Source organism: Diaphorobacter nitroreducens, from assembly GCF_002214645.1.
In the GTDB taxonomy this organism is placed as follows: domain Bacteria; phylum Pseudomonadota; class Gammaproteobacteria; order Burkholderiales; family Burkholderiaceae_C; genus Diaphorobacter; species Diaphorobacter nitroreducens.
In genome coordinates this window covers 3,243,732-3,265,231 of sequence record NZ_CP016278.1, presented here as the reverse complement: position 1 = coordinate 3,265,231, position 21,500 = coordinate 3,243,732, and the positions used below count along the sequence as shown (strand labels likewise).

Genomic DNA, 21,500 nt, shown 5'->3' with positions numbered 1-21,500 from the left:
ATAACCGCCCCGCCCCGGCGAGGCCCGCACTCAGGTAAGCGCGAGGGCCCCCACGCGCAGGTCGGCCACCTCAGCCATTGGCGCGGGTGCATGCGCAGGTGCCCCAATCAGGGACGCGTCGCCCAGGGCCGGCCCCAGCCTGAACACCTGCACGGCCGCGGCCAGGCGCGCCGCCTGCTCGCGCAAGCTGTGCGCGGCGGCGGCGGACTCCTCCACCAGCGCGGCGTTCTGCTGCGTCATCTGGTCCAGCTGGCCCACGGCCTGGTTGACCTGGCCAATGCCGCCGGCCTGCTCGGACGCTGCAGCCGTGATCTCGCCAATGATGTCGCCCACGCGCTGCACGCTGCCCACGATCTCGCCCATGGTGCTGCCGGCGTCCTGCACGAGGCGCGCGCCCGTCTCCACCTTCTCCACCGAGGCCTGGATGAGCTGCTTGATCTCGCGCGCCGCCTCAGCGCTGCGGCCCGCCAGGCTGCGCACCTCGCCCGCCACCACGGCAAAGCCGCGGCCCTGTTCGCCGGCGCGTGCAGCCTCCACGGCGGCGTTCAGCGCCAGGATGTTGGTCTGGAAGGCAATGCCGTCGATCACGCCGATGATGTCGGCGATCTTGCGCGAGCTCTGGTTGATGTCGTCCATGGTGGTCACCACCTCGCCCACCACCTGCCCGCCGCGGGCCGCCACCTGCGCGGCGGAGGCCGCGAGCTGGTTAGCCTGGTGGGCCGCATCGGCGGACTGGCGCACGGTGGCCGTGAGCTGGTCCATGCTCTGCGCCGTCTGCGCCAGGCTGCCGGCAGTGGCCTCCGTGCGTGCCGACAGGTCCTGGTTGCCGCTGGCGATCTCGGCGCTGGCGGTGTCGATGCTGTCCACAGCCGTGCGCACCTCTTGCAGCATCTGCACGTAGCGCAGGCGCATGCCTTCCACTTCCCGCACCAGCGTGCCGATCTCGTCGCGCCGCGTGGTCTCGAAGCTCTGCGTCAGGTCGCCCTGCGCGACGAGCGTGATGGCCTGCGTGAGCCCGGTCAGCGGCTGGCTGACGCCGCGGCGCAGCATCACGAACAGACCCACGCCCAGCAAGCCGACGGCCAATGCCATCAATCCCCACACGGCCCAGGTGACGTGGCGCTGGCCGGCCATGGCCTCGGCGTCCGGCACCTCGGCAACCACCCACCATCCGCCCTGTGTCTTGCGCAGCAGCGCCCAAGGGTCCTGCGCGCCGGGCGAATACACCGCCGCCGCGTCGCGCACGAAGCCCCCTGGCGCAGCCACCAACGCCTCGAAGAAGGCCCGTGACTGGGGGAAGGACTCCAGCACCCGCTGGCCCCGCGCCGTGGGGTGGTACACGAAGCCGGCCTGCTCCAGCCCGGCGCCGGGGTTGATCACGTACACGCCGCCGTGCTCGAAAAAGCGTGTCTGCTCCACCTGCTTTTGCAGCATGGCGTGGAAGATGCTGACGTCATTGCCGATGAACAGCAGCGCCACCACCTTGCCCGCCGTGTCCTTGACCGGCAGGTAGTGGCCCATGTAGGGCTTGCCTGCGACCACGGTGATGCCGGTGTAGGGCTCGCCCTTGGCGACTGCCGCGTAGGCAGGATCGGCACGGTCCAGCGGCGTGCCCTGCTGGCGCTGGCCTTGCGCATCTTTCACCGAGGTGGTGATGCGCACGAAGTCGTCGCCCTTGCGCGCAAACACCGTGGCCACGCCGCCGGTCTCGTTGGCGAACTTGTCCACCGCGCTGTAGTCCTCGTTGACCAGCGCGCCGAAGCTGCGCAGCTCCCCCGCGCCCTCGTCGAGCTGCATGGTGGCCTCGAAGTAGCGGCGAAAGCCGCGCATGGTGGCCTGGACCAGCTCACGGTTGGTGTTGTCCGCCGCATCCAGCGAATGGGCGACGGCCTGGGTGGTGCCGCCAATGCTCTGCACCAACTGCGCCCGCGTGCTGCGTTCGGTCAGAACCGCCAGGGCCAGCCCCACGCCCACCAGCACCAGGGCCACAAGCCCCAGGGCGGTCAGCGTGACCCGGCGGGCAACGGAATGGTGGGCAAGCGAAACGGCGGCCATGCATGTCTCCAGAAAAAGGGTGCGCCGGGTCGTCCCGGTCTGTCTGGAAATCTACGGCAGGCCTGCCGTTACATCTATTCACAATATCCCTTACGCGGTCTCACGTACCACGCATCCCGCCCAGAGGCCCGGCATCGGGAACAGAGGAATTTTGGCCTCTAGCGCTTGCCCATCAAGCGCTGATAGCTACATTTTCAATAGCAACAAACCCTACCGGCGAGAAATGTCCCCTGCGCGCCAGGCTGGACGGTGCGCTCAGTCGTGCTCGAAACGGAACACTGCCGTGCCCGCACGCGCATTGGGCAGCCAGCGCACCTCGCGCCCGTCCTGCAGGCCGAAGGCGTCCAGGATGCGCAGCTTGTTCTTGTGCGCCAGCACCTCGAAGTCCTTGTAGGTGCCCACGCGGATGTTGGGCGTGTCGTACCACTGGTAGGGCAGGCGCCGGGTGACGGGCATGCGCCCGCGCAGCACCGACACGCGGTTGGGCCAGTGTGCGAAATTGGGGAAGGCGACGATGCCGCTCTTGCCCACGCGCGCAGTCTCGCGCAGCATCACCTCGGCATTGCGCAGGTGCTGCAGCGTATCGATCTGCAGCACCACGTCGAAGCTGTTATCGCCGAACATCGCCAGCCCCTCGTCGAGGTTGAGCTGGATCACGTTCACGCCGCGGCGCACGCAGGCGAGCACGTTGGCGTCGGCGATCTCGATGCCATAGCCGCTGCAGCCGCGTTCGCGCTGCAGGTAGTCCAGCATCGCGCCATCGCCGCACCCCAGGTCGAGCACGCGCGCGCCTTCGGGCACCAGGCGCGCAATGGCTTGTATGGTGGCGTGGTCGCTCATGGTTGTCCTCCCTGCAGCCCCTTGGCAACACTATCGAAATAAGAGCGCACCACGCCCATGTAGCGCGGGTCATCGAGCAAAAATGCATCATGCCCGTGCGGGGCGTCGATCTCGGCGTAGCTCACGTCGCGGCGGTTCTCCAGCAGCGCGTGCACGATCTCGCGGCTGCGCTGGGGCGAGAAGCGCCAGTCGGTGGTGAAACTCACCAGCAGGAACTTGGCACGCGCCACGGCCAGCGCCTGCGCCAGATTGCCGCCATGCTGGCGCGCGGGGTCGAAGTAGTCGAGCGCGCGCGTGATGAGCAGGTAGGTGTTGGCGTCGAAATAGTCGCTGAACTTGTCCCCCTGGTAGCGCAGGTAGCTCTCGATCTGGAACTCGATGTCCTGCGTGCTGTATTTCAGGTCCATGCCCTCGCGCAACTGGCGCCCGAACTTCTCGTTCATCACGTCGTCGCTCAGGTAGGTGATGTGGCCGATCATGCGCGCGATGCGCAGCCCGCGCTTGGGGATCACGCCGTGGCGGTAGAAGTGCCCGCCGTGAAAGTCCGGGTCAGTGACGATGGCCCGGCGCGCCACTTCGTTGAAGGCGATGTTCTCGGCCGTGAGGTTGGGGGCGCTGGCCACGACCACGGCGTGGCGCATGCGTTCGGGGTACTGCAGCGTCCAGGAAAGCGCTTGCATGCCGCCCAGGCTGCCGCCCATTACCGCTGCCAGTTGCGCGATGCCCAGGCGGTCCAGCAGGCGCGCCTGCGCATCGACCCAGTCCTCCACCGTGACGACAGGGAAGTCCGCACCGTAGACCTCGCCCGTGTCCGGGTGGCGGTGCATGGGCCCCGTGGACCCGAAGCACGAGCCCAGGTTGTTGACGCCGATGACGAAGAACTGGTTGGTGTCGACAGACTTGCCCGGCCCAATCATGTTGTCCCACCAGCCCTCGCTCCTGGGCTGGGCTGCGTAGCTGCCTGCGACGTGGTGTGAGGCATTGAGCGCATGGCATACCAGTACGGCGTTGGAGCGGTCGGCGTTGAGCGTGCCGTAGGTCTCGTAGGCCAGGGTGTAGTCGCGGATCGAGGCCCCCGACTGCAGCGGCAGGGGCTCGGCGAAGTGCATGGTTTGCGGTGTGGCGATAAACGACATGAAAAAACCCGGCTTCGCTAAACAACGAGGCCGGGTCCGGGTGCGTGCTGGGGTGGCAGGCGTGTCGATCGGTCACGTCTTTAGCTGGATTTGTAAAGCGCCCGCAAGCGGTGCAAATCGGCGCGTCTGCGGGTCATTATGCCAAAGGCGTCGCATCTCCCGCAAACAGCGCCAGCAGGCCCAAGACCAGGAAGATCAACGCAGACACCAGATGCACCACGCGGATCGGCACCTTCTTCACCAGCCGATCCCCCAGCCAGACCACTGGCGCATTGGCCAGCATCATGCCCAGCGTAGTACCCGCCACGACCCAGAAGTAGGCGCTGTACTGCGCAGCCAGCATGACGGTGGCGACCTGCGTCTTGTCGCCCATCTCGGCCAGGAAGAACGCCACCAGCGTCGTGCCGAACACGCCGAAGCGCGGCGCCGCACCGTCACCGTCGTCGTCCAGCTTGTCGGGAATCAGCATCCACACCGCCATGGCAATGAAGGAAAGACCCAGCACCCAGCGCAGCACCTGCGGCCCCAGCACGGTGGTCACCCACGACCCCACCGCGCCTGCCAGCGCGTGGTTGGCCAGCGTGGCCACGAAAATGCCCAGCACGATGGGCCAGGGCTTGCGAAAGCGTGCGGCGAGCACCAGCGACAGCAGCTGGGTCTTGTCACCCATCTCGGCAAGGGTGACGATGGCGGTGGAGACGAGGAAGGCTTCCATGGGGCGGTCGTAATAGGATTTCCGGCCGGAAGTACATCGGACAGCATTGACCACGCTCCGACTCCGGCCTGATGGATCGGTACGCGGTCAATGGTCTCGCCCGACCCGCTGTGGCAGCGGGTCCCATGCACCATGGCGCCCAAGGGCCCCAAGTCTGTTGATGCATGCATCCTCTCGCGTCGCAGTCGCAGCGGACTCGCGCGGGGCAGGCTACTCCCCAAAGACAGCGGAGGATTGTATCCGGTCGAAGAAGGCACCTTTTTGCCCAGCTAGACACAGTAGTTACCCTGGAAAGTGTTGCAGGCGCGCAATTACGACATCTTTGGGGTTATGGCAATGCTTGATAATGGCCGTGCAGTTCTGCCATGCGGAAGTGCACGCTGCGGTGTCTGGTCAGTTTCGCGTCTTTGAAGTCGTCACAGGTTTGTTGATTGCGTCGGGCTCCATCGCATTTCATGTTTTTTCTAGGAGTCCGATCATGGGCAACAAACTCTACGTGGGCAACCTGCCCTATACCTTCCGCGACCAGGATCTGGAGCAGACCTTCAGCCAATTCGGCGCCGTGCAAAGCGCCAAGGTCATGATGGAGCGCGACACCGGCCGCTCCAAGGGTTTCGGCTTTGTCGAAATGGGCAGCGACGCTGAAGCCCAGGCCGCCATCCAGGGCGCGCATGGCCAGAACTACGGCGGCCGCGACCTCGTGGTCAACGAAGCCCGTCCGATGGAACCCCGCCCGCCCCGCAGCGGCGGCGGCTTTGGTGGCGGTGGTGGCTACGGCGGTGGCCGCAGCGGCGGTGGCGGTGGTTATGGCGGCGGCTACGGTGGCGGCCGCTCCAGCTATTGATATTCCGCTGAGTCAAAAAAAGGAGCCTTAGGGCTCCTTTTTTTTGCGTCAGATTGACGACACGTGCGTTGAAAACCCCTTGCATCTTTACAAAGGTTCTGGCGCATAATGTTTTGACGAGGGTATTGCCTCGTAGAGGTTGCGGTGATCCGTCAGTTTTCGCGCATAGGGCGTCATTGTGATTAACTGGCTGCGGGTTCGGGACTCCGTCGCTCATTCCATTGTTTTTGAGGAGTCCCTTAATGGGCAACAAACTGTACGTCGGCAATCTGCCGTACTCGGTGCGTGACCAAGATCTGGAGCAAGCCTTCAGCCAGTTCGGTGCGGTGACCAGCGCCAAGGTCATGATGGAGCGCGACACCGGCCGCTCCAAAGGCTTTGGCTTCGTGGAAATGGGCAGCGATGCCGAGGCCCAAGAGGCCATCAATGGCATGAACGGCCAGTCCCTCGGCGGCCGCAGCATTGTCGTGAATGAAGCCCGTCCCATGGAAGCGCGCCCCCCCCGCAGCGGTGGCGGCGGCTTTGGTGGGGGTGGCGGCTACGGCGGCGGCCGCAGTGGCGGTGGTGGCGGCTACGGCGGCGGTGGTGGTGGCCGCAGCGAAGGCGGCTTTCGCAGCCCCTACGGCTCCGGTCCACGTGGCGGCGGCGGTGGTGGCCGTGGCGGCTACGGCGGTGGCGGCAACAACGGATATTGATTTTGGCAGGCGCGGGTAAAAGCGCGCTCCACCATCACAAGGCTCCCTCGGGAGCCTTTTGTCCTTCCAAGCCTCAGGGATTGGAAGATCGGCCCTGGCCCGCGCGATGCTTGCGTGGCCGTCCCGCCAGCAGCCGGTCGAACCACGCATCCGGCAATATGCGCAGCAGTTTGGCCACTACGCCCATCTGCCAGGGAATCACCCGGTATGTCGCCCCCGCCTCAATGGCACGGAACGCGCGGTCCGCAAAAGCCTGCGGCGGCAACAGGAAGGGCATGGCATACCGGTTCTCCCGCGTCAGCGGCGTATCCACATAGCCCGGGCAGATCGTCACCACCTGCACGCCGGTGCCGCGCAACTCCCCCCGCAGGCTCTCGCAGTAGCTGATCACCGCCGCCTTGCTCGCGCAATAAGCTCCATGGCCAGGCAGGCCCCGGATACCCGCCACGCTGCCGATTCCCACCAGCCGGCCGCTGCCGCGGCGGACCATCGCATCGATGAACGGATGAAAGGTGGCCGCCATGCCCAGGGTGTTGGTGGCAAAGGTCTGCGCCATGACATCGAGGTCGCCGCGCTGCGCCGTGTCCACCCCGACGCTGATTCCCGCGTTGGCCACCACCACATCGGGCAGCCCTTGGCGCTCCAGACAAGCGTGGCACGCCGCGATGACGCTGTCAGGCTGCGCTACATCTGCGCTATATATTTCATAGCTACTTGCGCTTATCCCTACTGCCCTAGCCCAAGATTCGATCATATCGACGCGCCGCGCCACAAGGGCCAACCGCCACCCTGCCCGGTGGTAGCGCTCGGCCAGCGCCTGGCCGATGCCGCTGGAGGCTCCAGTGATCAACACCAGCGGGCGGTCTTGCGCAGCCGAACGTGACATCTCGGTCAACGGCGCACGGGTGCGGGCATCAGCGTGCCGCGCACGCGGCCGCGCAGTTGCATGACCTGCTCCAGGTTGTCGTAGTCCATGCTGTCGGCGGTGAACGTGTCGGCGCCGCGCTTGAGTGTCACGGGCTGGTCGGAGCGCACGCGCTCTTCATTCACCCATGCATGCAGGAACTCCCCCTGGAACTCCAGCCGCGGCACTGGAGCGCGGCCTTCGGGGGCAGACGCCTCGCGCGTAACGATGGCATTGCCGTAGAGCTGAACCTCGCTGCCGTCCCCGTTGGACAGCGCACGATTCGCACGGGCGGTGACGACGCGCCCCTCCTCGTTCACCGAGCGCATGCGCGCCTGGTCGATCTCCAGCGTGTCGTTGTCCGCGTAGTGGCGCGCCAGGGTGCCGCGGATCTCGCTCTGCAGTCGGCCCGTGGCATCAAAGCTTTTGACCGCGAAGTCGCGCATGTAGTAGTCGGGCTCGTGGCTCACGGGGCGCTCCTGCGCCGGCTGCTGCGGCCGCGGCGCGTTGCGCACCAGCCACCAGGAGCCCAGCGCCAGCAGCCCCATGAGCAGCACGGGCAGGTAGAGCGAAAGGCGTTCCCACGCCAGGTGTAGGCGTGAGGTCATGCGGCATGCGCGGCCAACAGACCGGCGTAACGGCCACTGGCGACCAGCAGCAGGTCGCAGAACTCCCGCGCCGCACCCGCACCACTCGGCGCGGCGGTGACATGGTGGGCGACGGCGCGGGCCTCGATGTGGGCCTGCGCGGGCGCGCAGGCGAAGGCCACACGGCGCATCACCGGCAGGTCGGGCCAGTCGTCTCCGATGGCGGCGGCCTGCGGCCACGACAGGCCCAGCTCGGCCAGGATGGACTCGGCCGCCGGGCGCTTGTCCTCGGTGCCGAAACGCGCATGCATCACCCCCAGCGCCTTCAGGCGCAGCCGCAGCGCCGGTGAATCACGCCCTGTGACCACCGCGGGCGTGATGCCCGCCTGCTGCAGCAGCTTGATGCCGTGTCCGTCAAGCGTATGAAAACGCTTGAGGGTCTCGCCCACTTCAGAGAAATACAGGCCGCCGTCGGTCAACACACCGTCCACGTCGAAGAAGGCGACGCGCACCGGCTGCGCCAGCAGCAGGAGTTGCGGATCGAACTGCAGGGCCGGTTGCAGGGGGGGCAGCGGCGTGGCGTTGGACTGGGACATCAGATCACCTTGGCTCGCATCAGGTCGCCGATGTGCACCACGCCCACCAGCACGCCGTCGTCGTCGGTGACCAGCACGCTGGTGATCGAGTGGTGCTCCATGGCCTGCGCCGCGTCGGCCGCCAGGGCATCGGCTGCAATGGTGCGCGGGCTGGCATGCATGACGTCCTGGGCGCGCGTCTCGCGCAGGTCCACGCCGGCCTCGATGCGCCGGCGCAGGTCGCCGTCCGTGAAGATACCCACGGGCCGGCCCGCATCGTCTACCACCGCGGTGGCGCCCACGCCCTTGGCGCTCATCTCGCGCATCAGGGTGCTGAAATTGGCATGGGGCGGTACATGCGGCACGTCTGCGCCCGCGCGCATGACGTCACGCACATGCGTCAGCAGCTTGCGGCCCAGCGCACCGCCGGGGTGCGACCGCGCGAAATCCTCGGGGCGAAAGCCGCGCGCGTCGAGCAGCGCCACCGCCAGCGCGTCGCCCATGGCCAGCTGCGCCGTGGTGCTGGTGGTAGGCGCCAGGTTCAGCGGGCAGGCCTCGCGCTGCACGCTGCAGTCCAGCACCAGGTCCGCGTGGCGCGCCAGGGTGGACTGCAGCCCGCCCGTCATCGCGATCAGCGGGACGCCCAGGCGCTTGAGCACCGGTAGCAGCACGGTGATCTCGCTGCTTTCGCCGCTGTTGGAGAGCGCCAGCACCAGGTCGCCGTTGGTCACCATGCCCAGGTCGCCATGGCTGGCCTCGGCAGGGTGCACGAAGAACGCGGGCGTGCCGGTGGAGGCCAAGGTAGCGGCGATCTTGCGCCCCACGTGGCCGCTCTTGCCCATGCCCATGACCACCACGCGGCCCGTGGTTGCCAACACGCGCTGCACCACCTGCACGAAGCCGCCGCCCAGGCGTTCGCCCATGGCATGCAGCGCCTCGGCCTCCGTGCGGACGGTCTCGCGTCCCAAGCGCAGGGCCTGTTCGGCATTGAAAGACGAGGAAGCGGCAGGAGCGACAGGCATGGATGAATTCTATCGGTCGGCCCACCTGCGGCTCGGCTACGATGAAACATGTCCTCTCTCGCCCTGACCCTGCTTTACCTGCTGGCCGCCGTGCTGGGCGTGGTGGCATGCCGCAGCCTGCGGTTGCCGCCGATGATGGGCTATCTGGCGGCGGGCATCCTCATCGGCCCGCATGCCCTGGCCTTGACGCAGAACTCCGAAGGCGTGCGCCACCTGGGCGAATTCGGAGTGGTGTTCCTCATGTTCACCATCGGCCTGGAATTCAACCTGCCCAAGCTGCGTGCCATGCGCCGCCACGTGTTCGGCCTGGGCCTGCTGCAGGTGCTGGCGTGCATGGCGGCCTTCTCCGCATGGTTGCTGCTGCTGGCGCGGCTGACCGGCGGCGTGTGGGACATGGGCTGGCAGACCGCACTGGCGCTGGGCGGAACGCTGGCAATGAGCAGTACGGCGATCGTCGTGAAGCTGATGTCCGAGCGCGGCGAGCTGGAGAGCGAGCATGGGCGCAGGGTGCTGGGCATCCTGCTGTTCCAGGATTTGGCCGTGGTTCCCATGCTGGTGCTGGTGCCTGCGCTGGGGTCCGAGCCCGAGCAACTGCTGACGGCGCTGGCGGTCGCCCTGCTGAAGGCCACAGTACTCGTGGCGGTACTGCTGGTTGGCGGCCAGCGCGTGATGCGCTGGTGGCTCACGCAGGTGGCGCGGCGCAAGAGCGACGAACTGTTCATGCTCAACCTGCTGCTGGTCACGCTGGGGCTGGCCTGGCTGACCGAACTGGCAGGCCTCTCGCTGGCCCTGGGCGCCTTCATCGCCGGCGTGCTGGTGTCCGAGACCGAATACCGGCACCAGGTGGGCACCGACATCCGCCCCTTCCACGACGTACTGCTGGGGTTGTTCTTCATCACGGTGGGCATGATGCTCGACTGGCACGTGCTGGTGGAGCGTTGGTCGCTGGTGCTTGTGTTGCTGGCCGCGCCGCTGCTGATCAAGACGGCCATCATCGTCGCGCTGGCCCGCGGGTTGGGAACGACAACGGGCGTGTCGCTGCGCACCGCGCTGTACGTGGCGCAGGCAGGGGAGTTCAGCTTCGTGCTGCTGTCGCTTATGCAGGTCCACGGCCTGCTGCAGCCCGCACTGATGAACCCGGTGCTGGCGGCCATGGTGCTGTCCATGCTGGCTACGCCATTCCTCATCCAGTACAGCAACCGCATCGTCATGAAGCTGGTGGCCAGCGACTGGCTGCAGCAGTCGCTGCAGGTGACCACCATCGCGCGCCAAGCCATCAACACCAGCGGGCACGTGCTGATCTGCGGCTACGGCCGCTCGGGGCAGAACCTGGCACGCATGCTGGAGCGCGAAGGCATCGCCTACATGGCGCTGGACCTGGACCCCGACCGCGTGCGGCAGGCCGCCGCCGCGGGCAACTCGGTCGTGTTCGGCGACGCCACGCGCCTGCAGGCGCTCAAGGCAGCGGGCCTGGCGCGTGCGGCCGCCCTGGTCGTCACCTACCTGGACACTCCCGCCGCGCTCAAGGTGATTCACCATGCGCGCACCCACGCGCCACAGCTCCCCGTGGTCGTGCGCACCCAGGACGACTCCCAACTGGAGAAATTGCAGGAGGCCGGCGCCACCGAGGTGGTGCCCGAGGCCATCGAGGGCTCGCTGATGCTGGCCAGCCACGCACTGGCGTTGGTGGGCGTGCCCATGCGCCGCGTGCTGCGCCTGGTGCAAGACCAGCGCGATGCACGTTACGGCCTGCTGCGCGGCTACTTCCACGGGGCGGACGACGACACGCCGTCCGAACGCGACCAGGAGCGGCTGTACTCCCTGTCCCTGCCCGCGGGCGCCGCCGTGGTGGGGAAGCCGCTGGCCGACCTGCCCCTGCATGGCATCGGCGTGCGTCTGGTCAACGTGCGTCGCGCCAGCGGCGCCATGTCCCCGCCCGACGACCGCACGCCCCTGGCCGAAGGCGACACGCTGGTGCTGTCCGGCCATCCCACCGCCCTGGGCCTGGCAGAGGAGAAGCTGCTGCGCGGCTGATTACACTGTGCGCCCTGGCGGTGCCCGGCAGGGTCTGCACATCCGAATCGTTCTCTCTTTTGCCCCACCCATGACAGCCCTTAGCGTCAACGACTACCTGCGCCAGCACATCCGCACCGTCCCTGACTGGCCGGCGCCGGGGGTGCAGTTCCGCGACATCACGCCCCTGCTGCAAAACCCCAAAGTGTTCCGCGTGCTGATCGACGCCTTCGTGCACCGCTACATGGACCGCGCGCTGCGCCCCGACGTGGTGGCCGGACTGGACGCCCGCGGCTTCATCCTGGGCGCGGTGGTGGCCTATGAGTTGAATGTGGGCTTCGTTCCCATCCGCAAGAAGGGCAAGCTGCCTTTCACCACCGTCGAGGAAACCTACGAACTCGAGTACGGCAGCGCGACCGTGGAACTGCACGCGGACGCGGTCCAGCCCGGCGACCGGGTGCTGCTGATCGACGACCTGATCGCCACCGGCGGCACGATGATGGCCGGCAAGAAACTGCTGGAAAAACTGGGCGCGACCGTCATGGAAGGCGCCGCCATCGTGGATTTGCCGGAACTCGGCGGCTCGGAACGCCTGCGTGCCAGCGGACTGCCGCTGTACACGCTGGTGGACTTCAGCGGCCACTAGACCGCTGGGCTGCTGCAGTCCCCGCAGCCGGTTCTTCAGCGCAGGTCGCCGTATTGCGTGGAGCTGAGGTCGGACGACCGGCCGTCCTGCCCCGGCATGACAGTGTCCTCGAACCCCGTGGGCGCGGGGCTTGGCGGCAGCAGCGGGCCGCTGCGCGTGGTAACACCCAGAGCCGGCGCGGCCGCGGGCGCACGCGCCACAGCGCTGGTGAGCGCCTGTTTGAACGCCGCCACCTCGTCGGCCTCGATGGGCTCGAACCGCGGCGCCGCGCGCGCGGGCGCGGGTGGCACCAGCGGCGCTGGACGCGAGGGTAGTGCCGCTCCTTGCGACGCGGCAGCGGCGGGCCGGGGCGTCCCGGAAATGATGGGCGATACGGGGGTGGCAGAAGCCTGCGGCGCGGGCGCCTGGGCGGCCGGGGTGCGCACCTGCACGCCCGTGCTGATCTGGTCGTTGGTGCGCCAATACACGGCAGTCACCAGGATGTCGAAACGAGAACGAGCGGTCTGCGTCACCAGGGTTTCGATCTCGCCCAGCCGCGCCATGTCCCGCCCATACTCCGGCGCCAAGTCCATCATCACCAGGAACTGCGCCCCACGCTGGTCCAGCGACAGCACCTTGAACTTGTACCCCGCCGACAGCACGCCGGCACGCACCATGGCGTCACGCACCACGGTGTACAGCAGCTCGCGGCGCTCCATGCGTTCGTTCTTGCGGCCTGTGGCGGGCTCGGGGGCCGCGGCGGGTTGGGGCTCCAGCAGGGGTTTGCCTGCACGCGCCGGGGCCGCGCCATTGGCCTGGGTAGCGGCGGGAGCCGGGCGCGCACGCGCGACCGGAGGCTTGGATTTGCGGGTGAACCAGCTGAACAATGACATGCTTGCCTTCGCGAAGAAGCGCTCAAAAACGTCGGCAAGTGTACTGCGCGCGCCTCGGCCGAGGCGTGACAGTTGCAGGGTCGGCCGCGCCGCGATGGGCGCTGTGGTCACAAAGCGTGGCGCTCGCGCGCCGTGCTCAGGTCGCCGCGATGCGGCGGCGGCGGTTGCCCAGGCGCTTGGCCAGCACGGCGCCGGCCGCCATCGCCAAGTGCAGCGCTACCGCCGGTTGGCGATTGCAAAGTTCCGTAAAGCGCAGAGCGGGCAGGCTCCAGAGCTTGCTCGGAGCGCCCGCCTGCACCGTGGCGCTGCGGGGCTGATGGGAAAAGAACGCCCCCTCGCCCACCATCGAGCCGGGGCCGACGATGGCCAGGCGCAGCCGCTGCTTCTCGTCCTCGAAGTGCACGCTGAGCGAGCCGCTTTCCACCAGGTACAAGGTGCGGTCGTTGGTGCCCTTGGCAAACAGCACCTGTCCCGAGGGGATGCTGATGGGCAACAGGTAGGCGGACAGCCAATCCCACTGCTCGGCGGTGAGCACGTTGTTCATGCTGTCGTCCGCCGTCGCGTGGGTGATGGCCTGGATCAGACCTGACAGGTCGACTTTGGAGGAGGGAGCGGTGATGGCATTCATCGGGCGCGAAAGGTAACGCGCCGCCGTCATCTGCACAAGCACTCATTACCCTTACTTACACATGGCGTTGCGCGCCCGCCGCGTCGGCTATTTGCCGATGCAGAAGCTGGAGAAGATGACACCGAGCAGATCGTCGGACGTGAACTCGCCCGTGATGGTGTTGAGGGCGTTTTGCGCCAGGCGCAGCTCCTCGGCCAGCAGGTCCAGCGCCGGCCCGTCGCTTTCCAGCTGCGCGGCCGCCTCCATGAGGTGGGCGTCCACGGCGCGCAAGGCTTCGATGTGGCGCGCGCGGGCGATGTACACGCCCTCCGCAGCCGACTGCCAACCCGCGATTTGCAGCAATTGCCGCCGCAGCGTATCCAGCCCCTGGCCGGTGCGTGCGGACAGCAGCACCGCCTGGCTCTCACCCTCGCGCGCAGGCGCCGCCGCCTGCGGGGCGGCGTCGGCCTTGTTCCAGACGTCGACCACCGGCACGCCCGCGGGCAGCCGGGTGGAGAGCGTGTGCGCAATGGCGATGTCGTCGTCCTGGTACTGCGCACTGCCCCAGCGCGTGAGGTCGTGCAGGAACAGCACCGCGTCGGCGCCCGCGATCTCGTCCCAGGCGCGGGCGATGCCGATGCGCTCGACCTCGTCGTCGCTTTCGCGCAGGCCCGCCGTGTCGATTACGTGCAGTGGCACGCCCTCGATCTGGATGGTCTGCTGCACCTTGTCGCGCGTGGTGCCGGCGATCGGCGTGACGATGGCCAGTTCCGCCCCTGCCAGCGCGTTCAGCAGCGAGCTCTTGCCCGCGTTGGGCTGCCCGGCGATCACCACCTTGATGCCCTCGCGCAGCAACGCGCCCTGGCTGGCACGCTGCATCACGCGGGCCAGCGATTGCTGCAAATTCGATAGCTGCCCGCGCGCGTCTGCCTTGCGCAGGAAGTCGATTTCCTCTTCAGGAAAGTCCAGCGTCGCCTCCACCAGCATGCGCAGGTGCACCAGCGCGTCGCGCAGCGTGTGGATCTCGCGCGAGAAGTCGCCCGACAGCGAACGGCTGGCGCCGCGCGCGGCCGCCTCGGTGCTGGCGTCGATCAGGTCGGCGATCGCCTCGGCCTGGGCCAGGTCGATCTTGTTGTTGAGGAAGGCGCGCTCGGTGAACTCGCCGGGCTCGGCCAGCCGCAGGCGGTCCAACACGCCGCCCGTGGCCGCCTCCAGGCAGCGCGCCAGCAGCAGCTGCAGCACCACGGGGCCGCCATGGGCCTGCAGCTCCAGCACGTCCTCGCCGGTGTAGCTGTGCGGCGCGGGAAAGTACAGCGCCAGCCCCTGGTCGATGGCCTGGCCCGCGGCATCCCGGAACGGCAGGTAGGTTGCCTCGCGCGGTTTGAGCGCGCGGCCGCACAGCGCCTGCACCAGTGCGCCGATCTGCTTGCCCGAGACCCGCACGATGCCCACCGCGCCGCGCCCCGGCGCGGTGGCAATGGCAACGATGGGGTCGGAATGGCGCGGCAGCATGGGCTTACAGGTGCGGTGGAGAGGGGCAGCGCATGATAGCCGCGCCCCGCCCGGCGCCATGAAGAAGGCCCGCGCGGGGCGGGCCTGGGGCGTGGGTCACGCATATTTGATAGCTGCTTGCGCTTGTCCAACGTCGGTTTCAGGGGTTTTTGTATCTGAAAACCTTTGTAGCAAAGCGCTGGCAGCTATCGTTTTTAAGGCCTTCGGCCTGCCGCGATCACTTGATGGTCGTCCACGCGGGCATGGGGCGATCGTCCGCGCGATGCGGCGTGTCCACGTTCTTGCGCATCGCCCAGGGGCGGATCTGGTGGTGCAGCGGCAGGTAGTAGTACTCGTCCTTGACCAGCTTGAGCGCGTCGTTGATCAGCGCGTCGCGCTTGGGGGCATCCATCTCGACCTTGATCTGCTGGATCATGCCGTCGAGCTTGGCGTCGGAAAAGCGCCCGCCGTTGTAGACGCCAGCCGAGGTCTTGCCGTCCTTGGTGGACATCAGCGAGTCCAGCGAATACAGCGCGTCGAACGTGGCCACGCCCCAGCCGAACAGGTAGGCGCTCACGTCGTTGTTCATCACGCGGGTGACGAACTGTGCCATGGGCGCAGTTTGCAGGTTGGTCTTGACGCCGATGCGCGTCCACATGGCGGTGACGGCCTGGCAGATGGCCTCGTCATTCACGTAGCGGTCATTCGGGCAGTCGAGCTTGAGCGAGAAGCCGTTCGGGTAGCCGGCGTCGGCCAGCAGCTTCTTGGCGGCCTCCACGTCGTACTTGGCGGCACGCTCGTCCAGTTGCTTGGTCCAGCCATGCACCATGGGAGCGATCATGGTGCCTGCAGGCACCGACAGGTTGCGCATGGTGCGGCTGTGCAGTCCCGCAGAGTCGATGGCCTGGTACAGCGCCTGGCGCACGCGCTTGTCCTTGAGCGGGTTCTTGCCGGCCGTGCCGGCGCCGGGCAGCTCGTCGCGGAACTGGTCCAGGCCCAGGTAGATGGTGCGGTTCTCGGCCCCTTCGATGAGCTTGATGTCGGGGTTGGCCTTCATGCGCGCCAGGTCCTGCGGCGGCGGGTCGACCACGAAGTCCACCTGCCCCGAGATCAGCGCGGCCGAGCGCGTGGCGGCCGACTTGATGGGGGTGAACACCACCTCGTCGATGTTGCCCTTGGGCTTGTCCCACCAGTTGGGGTTCTTCTTGAGCGTGACCTTCACGTCCGGCTGCCAGCCCACCATGACGAAGGGGCCCGTGCCGTTGGCGTTGCGCGAGGCGTAGTTCTCTTCCTTGCCCGCGTAGTCTTGCGACTTCACCGAGTTGTGCTTCTCGGCCCAGGCCTTGTTCATGATGCGCGCTTCGGTCAGCTCGCGCAGCAGGATGGGATTGGGGCCCTTAAGGAACACGTCCACCGTGTGCTCGTCCACCTTCTTGACTTCCTTGACGCTCTGCACCGCGGACATCATGTTGGACGGCGCCGTGCCGGCGCGCGTGAGCGAGAACACCACGTCATCGGCCGTGAATGGCGCACCATCATGGAATTTCACGCCCTTGCGCAGTTCAAAACGCACCTGTGTGGGGGAGACCTGCGTCCACTTGGTGGCCAGCGCGGGCTCGATCTGGTACTTGTCGTCATAGCGCACCAGGCTCTCGTACACCTGCTGCAGGAAGGCGTGCGTGGTCTGGTGGTTCTGCGCGTGGGGGTCCACGGTGAGGATGTCGTTGGCGCCGGCCCAGCGCATGGTGGCGGCGTGGGCGGTGCCCATGGCCACGAGCACGGCGGCCCCCAGCAAGCCCAGTTTGAAGGTGGTACGTTGAATCATCCGTCTGGCTCCTGTGTGTTGATGGTTACTACCGGATCACGTAGTAGCAATCATCGTACCGAAAACAACAACGGCCGCTGAGCGGCCGTTGCGGGGAGCAGGGGATTGCGGCCGGGAAGGCCGCGCTCCGTCAGCGGAACTTGGGCAGGTTGAACTGCGGCGGCACGCCCATGCGGGTGTTGATGATCCACTGCTGCGCGATCGACAGGATGTTGTTCGTCAGCCAGTACAGCACCAGGCCGGCCGGGAAGAAGAAGAACATCACGCTGAACATCAGCGGCATCAGCCACATCATCTTGGCCTGCATCGGGTCCGGCGGCGCGGGGTTCAGCGCGGTCTGCAGCAGCGACGAGAGCGTCATCAGGAGCGGCAGGATGAAGAACGGGTCGGGCGAGGACAGATCCTTGATCCAGCCGATCCACGGCGCATTGCGCATCTCCACGCTGGACAGCAGCACCCAGTACAGCGCGATGAACACCGGGATCTGGATCATGATGGGCAGGCAGCCGCCCATGGGGTTGACCTTCTCCTCGCGGTAGATGCGCATCATCTCCTGCTGCATCTGCTGGGGCTTGTCCTTCAGGCGCTCGCGCATTTCCATGATGCGCGGGTTGATGGCCTTCATCTTGGCCATGCTGGCGTAGGCCTTGGCGTTGAGCCAGTAGAACGCGATCTTCAACAGGAACACCAGCGCCACGATGGACCAGCCCCAGTTGGCGATCACCTTGTGCAACTGGTCCAGCAGCCAGTACAGCGGCTTGGCCAAGATGGTGAGCCAGCCATAGTCCTTGACCAGCTCCAGGCCCGGGGCCAGCTTTTCCAGCAGCGTCTCGATCTGCGGGCCGGCGAACAGGCGCGCGTCCACGGCCTTCGACTGGCCGGGGGCGATCTCGCCCAGCGGTGTGATCATGCCCACCGAGTACAGGTTGGTGTCCACCTTGCGCACGAAGTTGTCGCGCTGCACGCCGTCGCCCAGCAGCCACGCGGTGGCGAAGTAGTGCTGCACCATGGCCACGTAGCCGTTGCTGGAAGACTTGTCGATCTCGGCCTTGCCGTTCTCGATGTCCTTGAACTCCACCTTGTGGTACTTCTTCGCCTCGGTGTACACGGCCGGACCGGTGAACGTGGAGTAGAACGACGACTCGCCCGCCGGCTTGTTGCCATCGCGCGCCAGCTGCAGGTACAGCTGGGGCGATACCGGGGCCGTGCCCGTGTTGACCACCTCGTGCTTCACGGCCACGTCGTAGGCGCCGCGCTTGAGTGTCCAGGTCTTGACCAGCTTCACACCGCCCATGTCGGCCGACTCGAAGCGCACGGTCAGCTCGTTCTGGCCGTCCTGCAGTTCGCGCGGACCGGGCACGACCGCCATGGGGGTCTTGTGCGTGGGGAATGCGCCGCCGGCACCGTTGCCGATGAGGCCCGTCTGCGCGACATAAACACGCGAAGCGCTCTCGTCCAGCAGCAGGAAGGGCTTGGTCTTGTCCTCCATCTCGGGATACTGCAGCAGCTCTCCGTGGACCAGCGAACCGCCTTCGGAGTCAAAGCTCAGGCGCAGCACGTCGGTGCTCACCGTCACCCGCTCGCGCGGGATGGCAGCAGGCGGCACGCTGGCGCCTGCGGGCGGCTGCGGCGCCGCGCCCGGCGTGGCGCTGGCGGCGGCCACCGGCACGCCGGCAGCGCCAGCGCCGGAGGCCGCTACCGCGGGCGTGCTGGCCGTCTGCGCCGGCGGCGTGGGGAAGAAGGTGGCCTTGTTGCCGTTGTGGATCTGCCACTTGTCCCACAGCAGAACCATGGAAAAGCCAAAGATCACCCACAGGATGGTGCGGCGGATGTCGTTCATGAAGTCTTCTTACGTGAGGAAGAGGGAGTGTCGTCGGAAGGCGTGAGCCGTGAAAACAGGCGCATGCCGCGCGGCAGCTCCTGCGGCACGGGGTCCAGCCCGCCCTCGCACCAGGGATGGCAGCGCGCCAGGCGGCGCACGGTCAGGTAGCTGCCGGCCGCGGCACCATGTTGCTCCAGCGCCTGCAGAGAGTACACCGAGCAGGTGGGCTCGAAGCGACAGGCCGACCCGATCCAGGGACTTAGCAGCAGCCGGTAGCCGCGCACCAGCCCCATGAGCAGCGCGCGCATCATGGTCGCGCCCCTGTCGCGGCCACCCTACTGCGGCGTTCGGCCGCGGCAAAGAGCTGTTCCAGTTCGGCGCGCACGGCCTGCTTCAAAGCCTCGGAGGTGGCGCTCACGAACTGCTTGCGATCAAAGCCCATGCGCAGGCGCACCACGTGCGCGCCGCTGGGCATGCGCGCCTCGAACCCGCTGGCCACGGCGTAGATCTGGCGCTTGATGGTGTTGCGCGTGACTGCGCGGCGGGCCCAGCGCTTGGGCACCATGGCGCCCAGCCACACGCCGCCCGCCTGCCCCCCCACGAGAAACAGGGCCTGCGATCCCTGCGCCTGCGGCGAGGAATCGGGCCCTGTGGCTGGCGGAACTCCATCGGTTGCCACCGGCGGCAGACCCAGCCGGTGCAGTGCGAAGTGCGCCGTGCGGGAGACGGTGCCTCCCGCCATGGCTGCCTGGAACTGGGGGCGCGTTTTCAGCCGATGCATGGGTGCAGCGTCCCCGGCAGGGAACTGGCAGTGCAAACCCGTAAGCGGCCGAAAGCCGAGCGGCCCGGCCTCAGACGGCCAGACGCTTGCGGCCCTTGGCGCGGCGAGCGTTGATGACGGCACGGCCGCCGCGCGTCTTCATGCGCACGAGGAAGCCATGGGTGCGCGCACGGCGCGTCTTGGAGGGCTGGTAAGTACGTTTCATGTTCTCGATCCTTGAAGGTTCAGTTACGGGCGCGGCTTCGATCGGCAGCACCCGCCGGGCCTGCTGCATCCTGCATGGAATGCGCGAAAAGCAGCCGCCCGGGCTTAATCACCCTGAACACCATTCAGGGAAACCGCGGATTATTGCAGGCTCGGTGAATCCTGGCAATGCCTGGGGCGTCTCGGCCTACTTCGCGGTCCGGTGCATGTAGGGCCGCGCATGCCCCCTTACCGCCTCGCTCAGATTGTGGATAACTCCTTGACAAGCTAGAATCGCGGGCCTTGTACCGTTCCTCCTATCCACAACAAGAATCACCTGAAATGAACGAGGGACTTCACTCCTCCAGCCACGACAGCGACGGCGCCAGCGCCGGCCAGGGTCTGTGGCAGGCCTGTGCCGAGCAACTGGCACAGGACCTCCCGGAACAGCAGTTCAACACCTGGATCAAGCCCCTGGTGGCCCAGGTCGCCCCCGATTTTTCCAAGGTCACCCTGCTGGTGGCCAACCGCTTCAAGCTCGACTGGATCCGCGCGCAGTATGCCGGCCGCATCTCGGCCTTGCTGGAAGGTCTGTACGGCCAACCGGTCACCCTGGAGTTAGCGCTTGCTCAGCGGGAATCCGTTGTCAGGACTTACGTCCGTCCCACGGCGCCAGAGACCCCCGCCACCGGCGATGCACCGTCCGCCCAACCCTCCACCGACGAGGCGCCTGCCGGCGCCTTCCGCACGCGTCTGAACCCGGCGTTGACCTTCGAGACGTTGGTGGAGGGCACGGCCAACCGCATGGCGCGCTCGGCGGCGATGCACGTGGCCGGCTCGCCCGGCCACCTGTACAACCCGCTGTTCATCTATGGCGGCGTGGGCTTGGGCAAGACCCACCTGGTGCATGCCGTGGGCAACAAGCTGCTGCAGGACCGTCCCGACGCCAAGGTTCTCTACATCCATGCGGAGCAGTTCGTCTCGGATGTGGTCAAGTCATACCAGCGCCGTACCTTCGACGACTTCAAGGAGCGCTACCACTCGCTCGATCTGCTGTTGATCGACGACGTGCAATTCTTTGCCAACAAGGACCGCACGCAGGAAGAATTTTTCAACGCCTTCGAGGCGCTGCTGGCCAAGAAGAGCCACATCGTGATGACTTCGGACACCTATCCCAAGGGTCTGGCCAACATCCACGAACGGCTGGTCTCGCGCTTCGACTCTGGGCTGACGGTGGCGATCGAGCCGCCCGAGCTGGAAATGCGCGTGGCCATCCTGATCAACAAGGCGCGCGCTGAAGGGTCGGAGATGCCCGAAGAGGTGGCCTTCTTCGTGGCCAAGAATGTGCGCTCCAACGTGCGTGAACTCGAAGGCGCGCTGCGCAAGATCCTGGCCTACAGCCGCTTCAACCAGAAGGAAGTTTCCATCCAACTCGCGCGCGAAGCGCTGCGCGACCTGCTGTCGATCCAAAACCGGCAGATCTCGGTGGAAAACATCCAGAAGACCGTGGCCGACTATTACAAGATCAAGGTCGCGGACATGTACAGCAAGAAGCGCCCGGCCAGCATCGCCCGCCCGCGGCAGATCGCCATGTACCTGGCCAAGGAGCTCACGCAAAAGAGCCTGCCCGAGATCGGCGAGCTGTTCGGCGGGCGCGACCACACCACGGTGCTCCACGCGGTGCGCAAGATTGGCGCCGAACGCCAGCAGCTCACCGAACTCAACCAGCAGCTGCACGTGCTCGAGCAGACGCTGAAGGGTTGACGCACCCCATGGAGCGAAAAGGACCGCCCCCCGCAAAAGCACGCCCGTTCGCGGGCAAAATGGCGCGTTGGACGGCCCGGGAGGGGGCACTGCCCATGCCGCCGTCTGCGCACCTATCCCCAA

The 21,500-nt window shown here is 66.9% G+C and carries 21 protein-coding genes; 5 read left to right on the top strand and 16 right to left on the bottom strand.

What is annotated here, in order from left to right; translation table 11 throughout:
• Window positions 1–30: 30 nt before the first annotated feature.
• The 4 genes from BA022_RS15335 to BA022_RS15320 all read right to left on the bottom strand — a co-directional run bounded on the left by BA022_RS15335 (window position 31) and on the right by BA022_RS15320 (window position 4,746).
• Window positions 31–2,055: a methyl-accepting chemotaxis protein gene (locus BA022_RS15335; RefSeq protein ID WP_088888018.1), complete on the bottom strand. Its 2,025-nt coding sequence runs from the start codon at window positions 2,053–2,055 to the stop codon at window positions 31–33.
• Between the two features lie 255 nt (window positions 2,056–2,310).
• Window positions 2,311–2,895, bottom strand: coding sequence for a methionine biosynthesis protein MetW (gene metW / locus BA022_RS15330; protein WP_088888017.1), 585 nt, complete (start codon window positions 2,893–2,895; stop codon window positions 2,311–2,313).
• On the bottom strand, window positions 2,892–4,031 hold the full coding sequence (gene metX, locus BA022_RS15325) for a homoserine O-succinyltransferase MetX (protein ID WP_088888016.1): 1,140 nt from the start codon (window positions 4,029–4,031) through the stop codon (window positions 2,892–2,894). Before metX ends, metW begins: the two co-directional genes overlap by 4 nt.
• Before the next feature lie 136 nt (window positions 4,032–4,167).
• Entirely contained in the window at window positions 4,168–4,746 is a 579-nt protein-coding gene (locus tag BA022_RS15320) for a TMEM165/GDT1 family protein (RefSeq protein ID WP_015914689.1), read from the bottom strand.
• A gap of 478 nt (window positions 4,747–5,224) precedes the next feature.
• Between BA022_RS15320 and BA022_RS15315 the strand changes: the two genes are divergently transcribed.
• Window positions 5,225–5,590: an RNA recognition motif domain-containing protein gene (locus BA022_RS15315; protein WP_015914690.1), complete on the top strand. Its 366-nt coding sequence runs from the start codon at window positions 5,225–5,227 to the stop codon at window positions 5,588–5,590.
• A 242-nt stretch (window positions 5,591–5,832) separates the two neighbouring features.
• Window positions 5,833–6,285, top strand: coding sequence for an RNA recognition motif domain-containing protein (locus BA022_RS15310; protein ID WP_088888015.1), 453 nt, complete (start codon window positions 5,833–5,835; stop codon window positions 6,283–6,285).
• Window positions 6,286–6,358: 73 nt separating this feature from the next.
• On the opposite strand, the gene BA022_RS15305 is transcribed toward BA022_RS15310, so the two are convergent.
• The 4 genes from BA022_RS15305 to BA022_RS15290 are packed head-to-tail and all read right to left on the bottom strand — an operon-like array spanning window position 6,359 to window position 9,373.
• On the bottom strand, window positions 6,359–7,171 hold the full coding sequence (locus BA022_RS15305) for an SDR family oxidoreductase (RefSeq protein WP_088888640.1): 813 nt from the start codon (window positions 7,169–7,171) through the stop codon (window positions 6,359–6,361).
• 5 nt (window positions 7,172–7,176) lie between these two features.
• Window positions 7,177–7,797, bottom strand: coding sequence for an LPS export ABC transporter periplasmic protein LptC (gene lptC / locus BA022_RS15300; RefSeq protein ID WP_088888014.1), 621 nt, complete (start codon window positions 7,795–7,797; stop codon window positions 7,177–7,179).
• Window positions 7,794–8,372 (bottom strand): KdsC family phosphatase, encoded by a 579-nt coding sequence (locus tag BA022_RS15295; RefSeq protein ID WP_088888013.1) that lies wholly within the window; start codon window positions 8,370–8,372, stop codon window positions 7,794–7,796. Before BA022_RS15295 ends, lptC begins: the two co-directional genes overlap by 4 nt.
• Window positions 8,372–9,373, bottom strand: a complete 1,002-nt coding sequence (locus tag BA022_RS15290) for a KpsF/GutQ family sugar-phosphate isomerase (protein WP_088888012.1) — start codon at window positions 9,371–9,373, stop codon at window positions 8,372–8,374. The genes BA022_RS15295 and BA022_RS15290 overlap by 1 nt, the downstream gene beginning before the upstream one ends.
• 48 nt (window positions 9,374–9,421) lie before the next feature.
• Here BA022_RS15290 and BA022_RS15285 point away from each other — a divergent pair, with 48 nt between their 5' ends.
• A complete protein-coding gene (locus BA022_RS15285; RefSeq protein ID WP_011807210.1) occupies window positions 9,422–11,407 on the top strand; it encodes a monovalent cation:proton antiporter family protein in 1,986 nt (661 codons plus the stop codon).
• Between the two features lie 70 nt (window positions 11,408–11,477).
• On the top strand, window positions 11,478–12,032 hold the full coding sequence (locus BA022_RS15280) for an adenine phosphoribosyltransferase (protein WP_011807211.1): 555 nt from the start codon (window positions 11,478–11,480) through the stop codon (window positions 12,030–12,032).
• Window positions 12,033–12,067: 35 nt separating this feature from the next.
• On the opposite strand, the gene BA022_RS15275 is transcribed toward BA022_RS15280, so the two are convergent.
• The 8 genes from BA022_RS15275 to rpmH all read right to left on the bottom strand — a co-directional run bounded on the left by BA022_RS15275 (window position 12,068) and on the right by rpmH (window position 19,635).
• Complete coding sequence (locus BA022_RS15275; RefSeq protein ID WP_088888011.1) at window positions 12,068–12,904, bottom strand: hypothetical protein; 837 nt, start codon at window positions 12,902–12,904, stop codon at window positions 12,068–12,070.
• Between the two features lie 136 nt (window positions 12,905–13,040).
• Window positions 13,041–13,532 (bottom strand): Crp/Fnr family transcriptional regulator, encoded by a 492-nt coding sequence (locus tag BA022_RS15270; protein ID WP_041839105.1) that lies wholly within the window; start codon window positions 13,530–13,532, stop codon window positions 13,041–13,043.
• An 87-nt stretch (window positions 13,533–13,619) separates the two neighbouring features.
• Entirely contained in the window at window positions 13,620–15,023 is a 1,404-nt protein-coding gene (gene mnmE, locus BA022_RS15265; protein ID WP_088888010.1) for a tRNA uridine-5-carboxymethylaminomethyl(34) synthesis GTPase MnmE, read from the bottom strand.
• Window positions 15,024–15,240: 217 nt separating this feature from the next.
• Entirely contained in the window at window positions 15,241–16,827 is a 1,587-nt protein-coding gene (locus tag BA022_RS15260; RefSeq protein WP_011807215.1) for an ABC transporter substrate-binding protein, read from the bottom strand.
• A 130-nt stretch (window positions 16,828–16,957) separates the two neighbouring features.
• Window positions 16,958–18,667: a membrane protein insertase YidC gene (gene yidC, locus BA022_RS15255; RefSeq protein ID WP_088888009.1), complete on the bottom strand. Its 1,710-nt coding sequence runs from the start codon at window positions 18,665–18,667 to the stop codon at window positions 16,958–16,960.
• Window positions 18,664–18,960 (bottom strand): membrane protein insertion efficiency factor YidD, encoded by a 297-nt coding sequence (gene yidD / locus BA022_RS15250; protein WP_011807217.1) that lies wholly within the window; start codon window positions 18,958–18,960, stop codon window positions 18,664–18,666. The genes yidC and yidD overlap by 4 nt, the downstream gene beginning before the upstream one ends.
• Entirely contained in the window at window positions 18,957–19,430 is a 474-nt protein-coding gene (locus tag BA022_RS15245) for a ribonuclease P protein component (protein ID WP_011807218.1), read from the bottom strand. The genes yidD and BA022_RS15245 overlap by 4 nt, the downstream gene beginning before the upstream one ends.
• Window positions 19,431–19,500: 70 nt before the next feature.
• The gene (gene rpmH, locus BA022_RS15240; protein WP_005798102.1) at window positions 19,501–19,635 is read right to left on the bottom strand and encodes a 50S ribosomal protein L34; all 135 of its coding nucleotides are present in this window, start codon (window positions 19,633–19,635) and stop codon (window positions 19,501–19,503) included.
• 320 nt (window positions 19,636–19,955) lie between these two features.
• Between rpmH and dnaA the strand changes: the two genes are divergently transcribed.
• Window positions 19,956–21,377 (top strand): chromosomal replication initiator protein DnaA, encoded by a 1,422-nt coding sequence (gene dnaA / locus BA022_RS15235; RefSeq protein WP_088888008.1) that lies wholly within the window; start codon window positions 19,956–19,958, stop codon window positions 21,375–21,377.
• Window positions 21,378–21,500 lie beyond the last annotated feature (123 nt).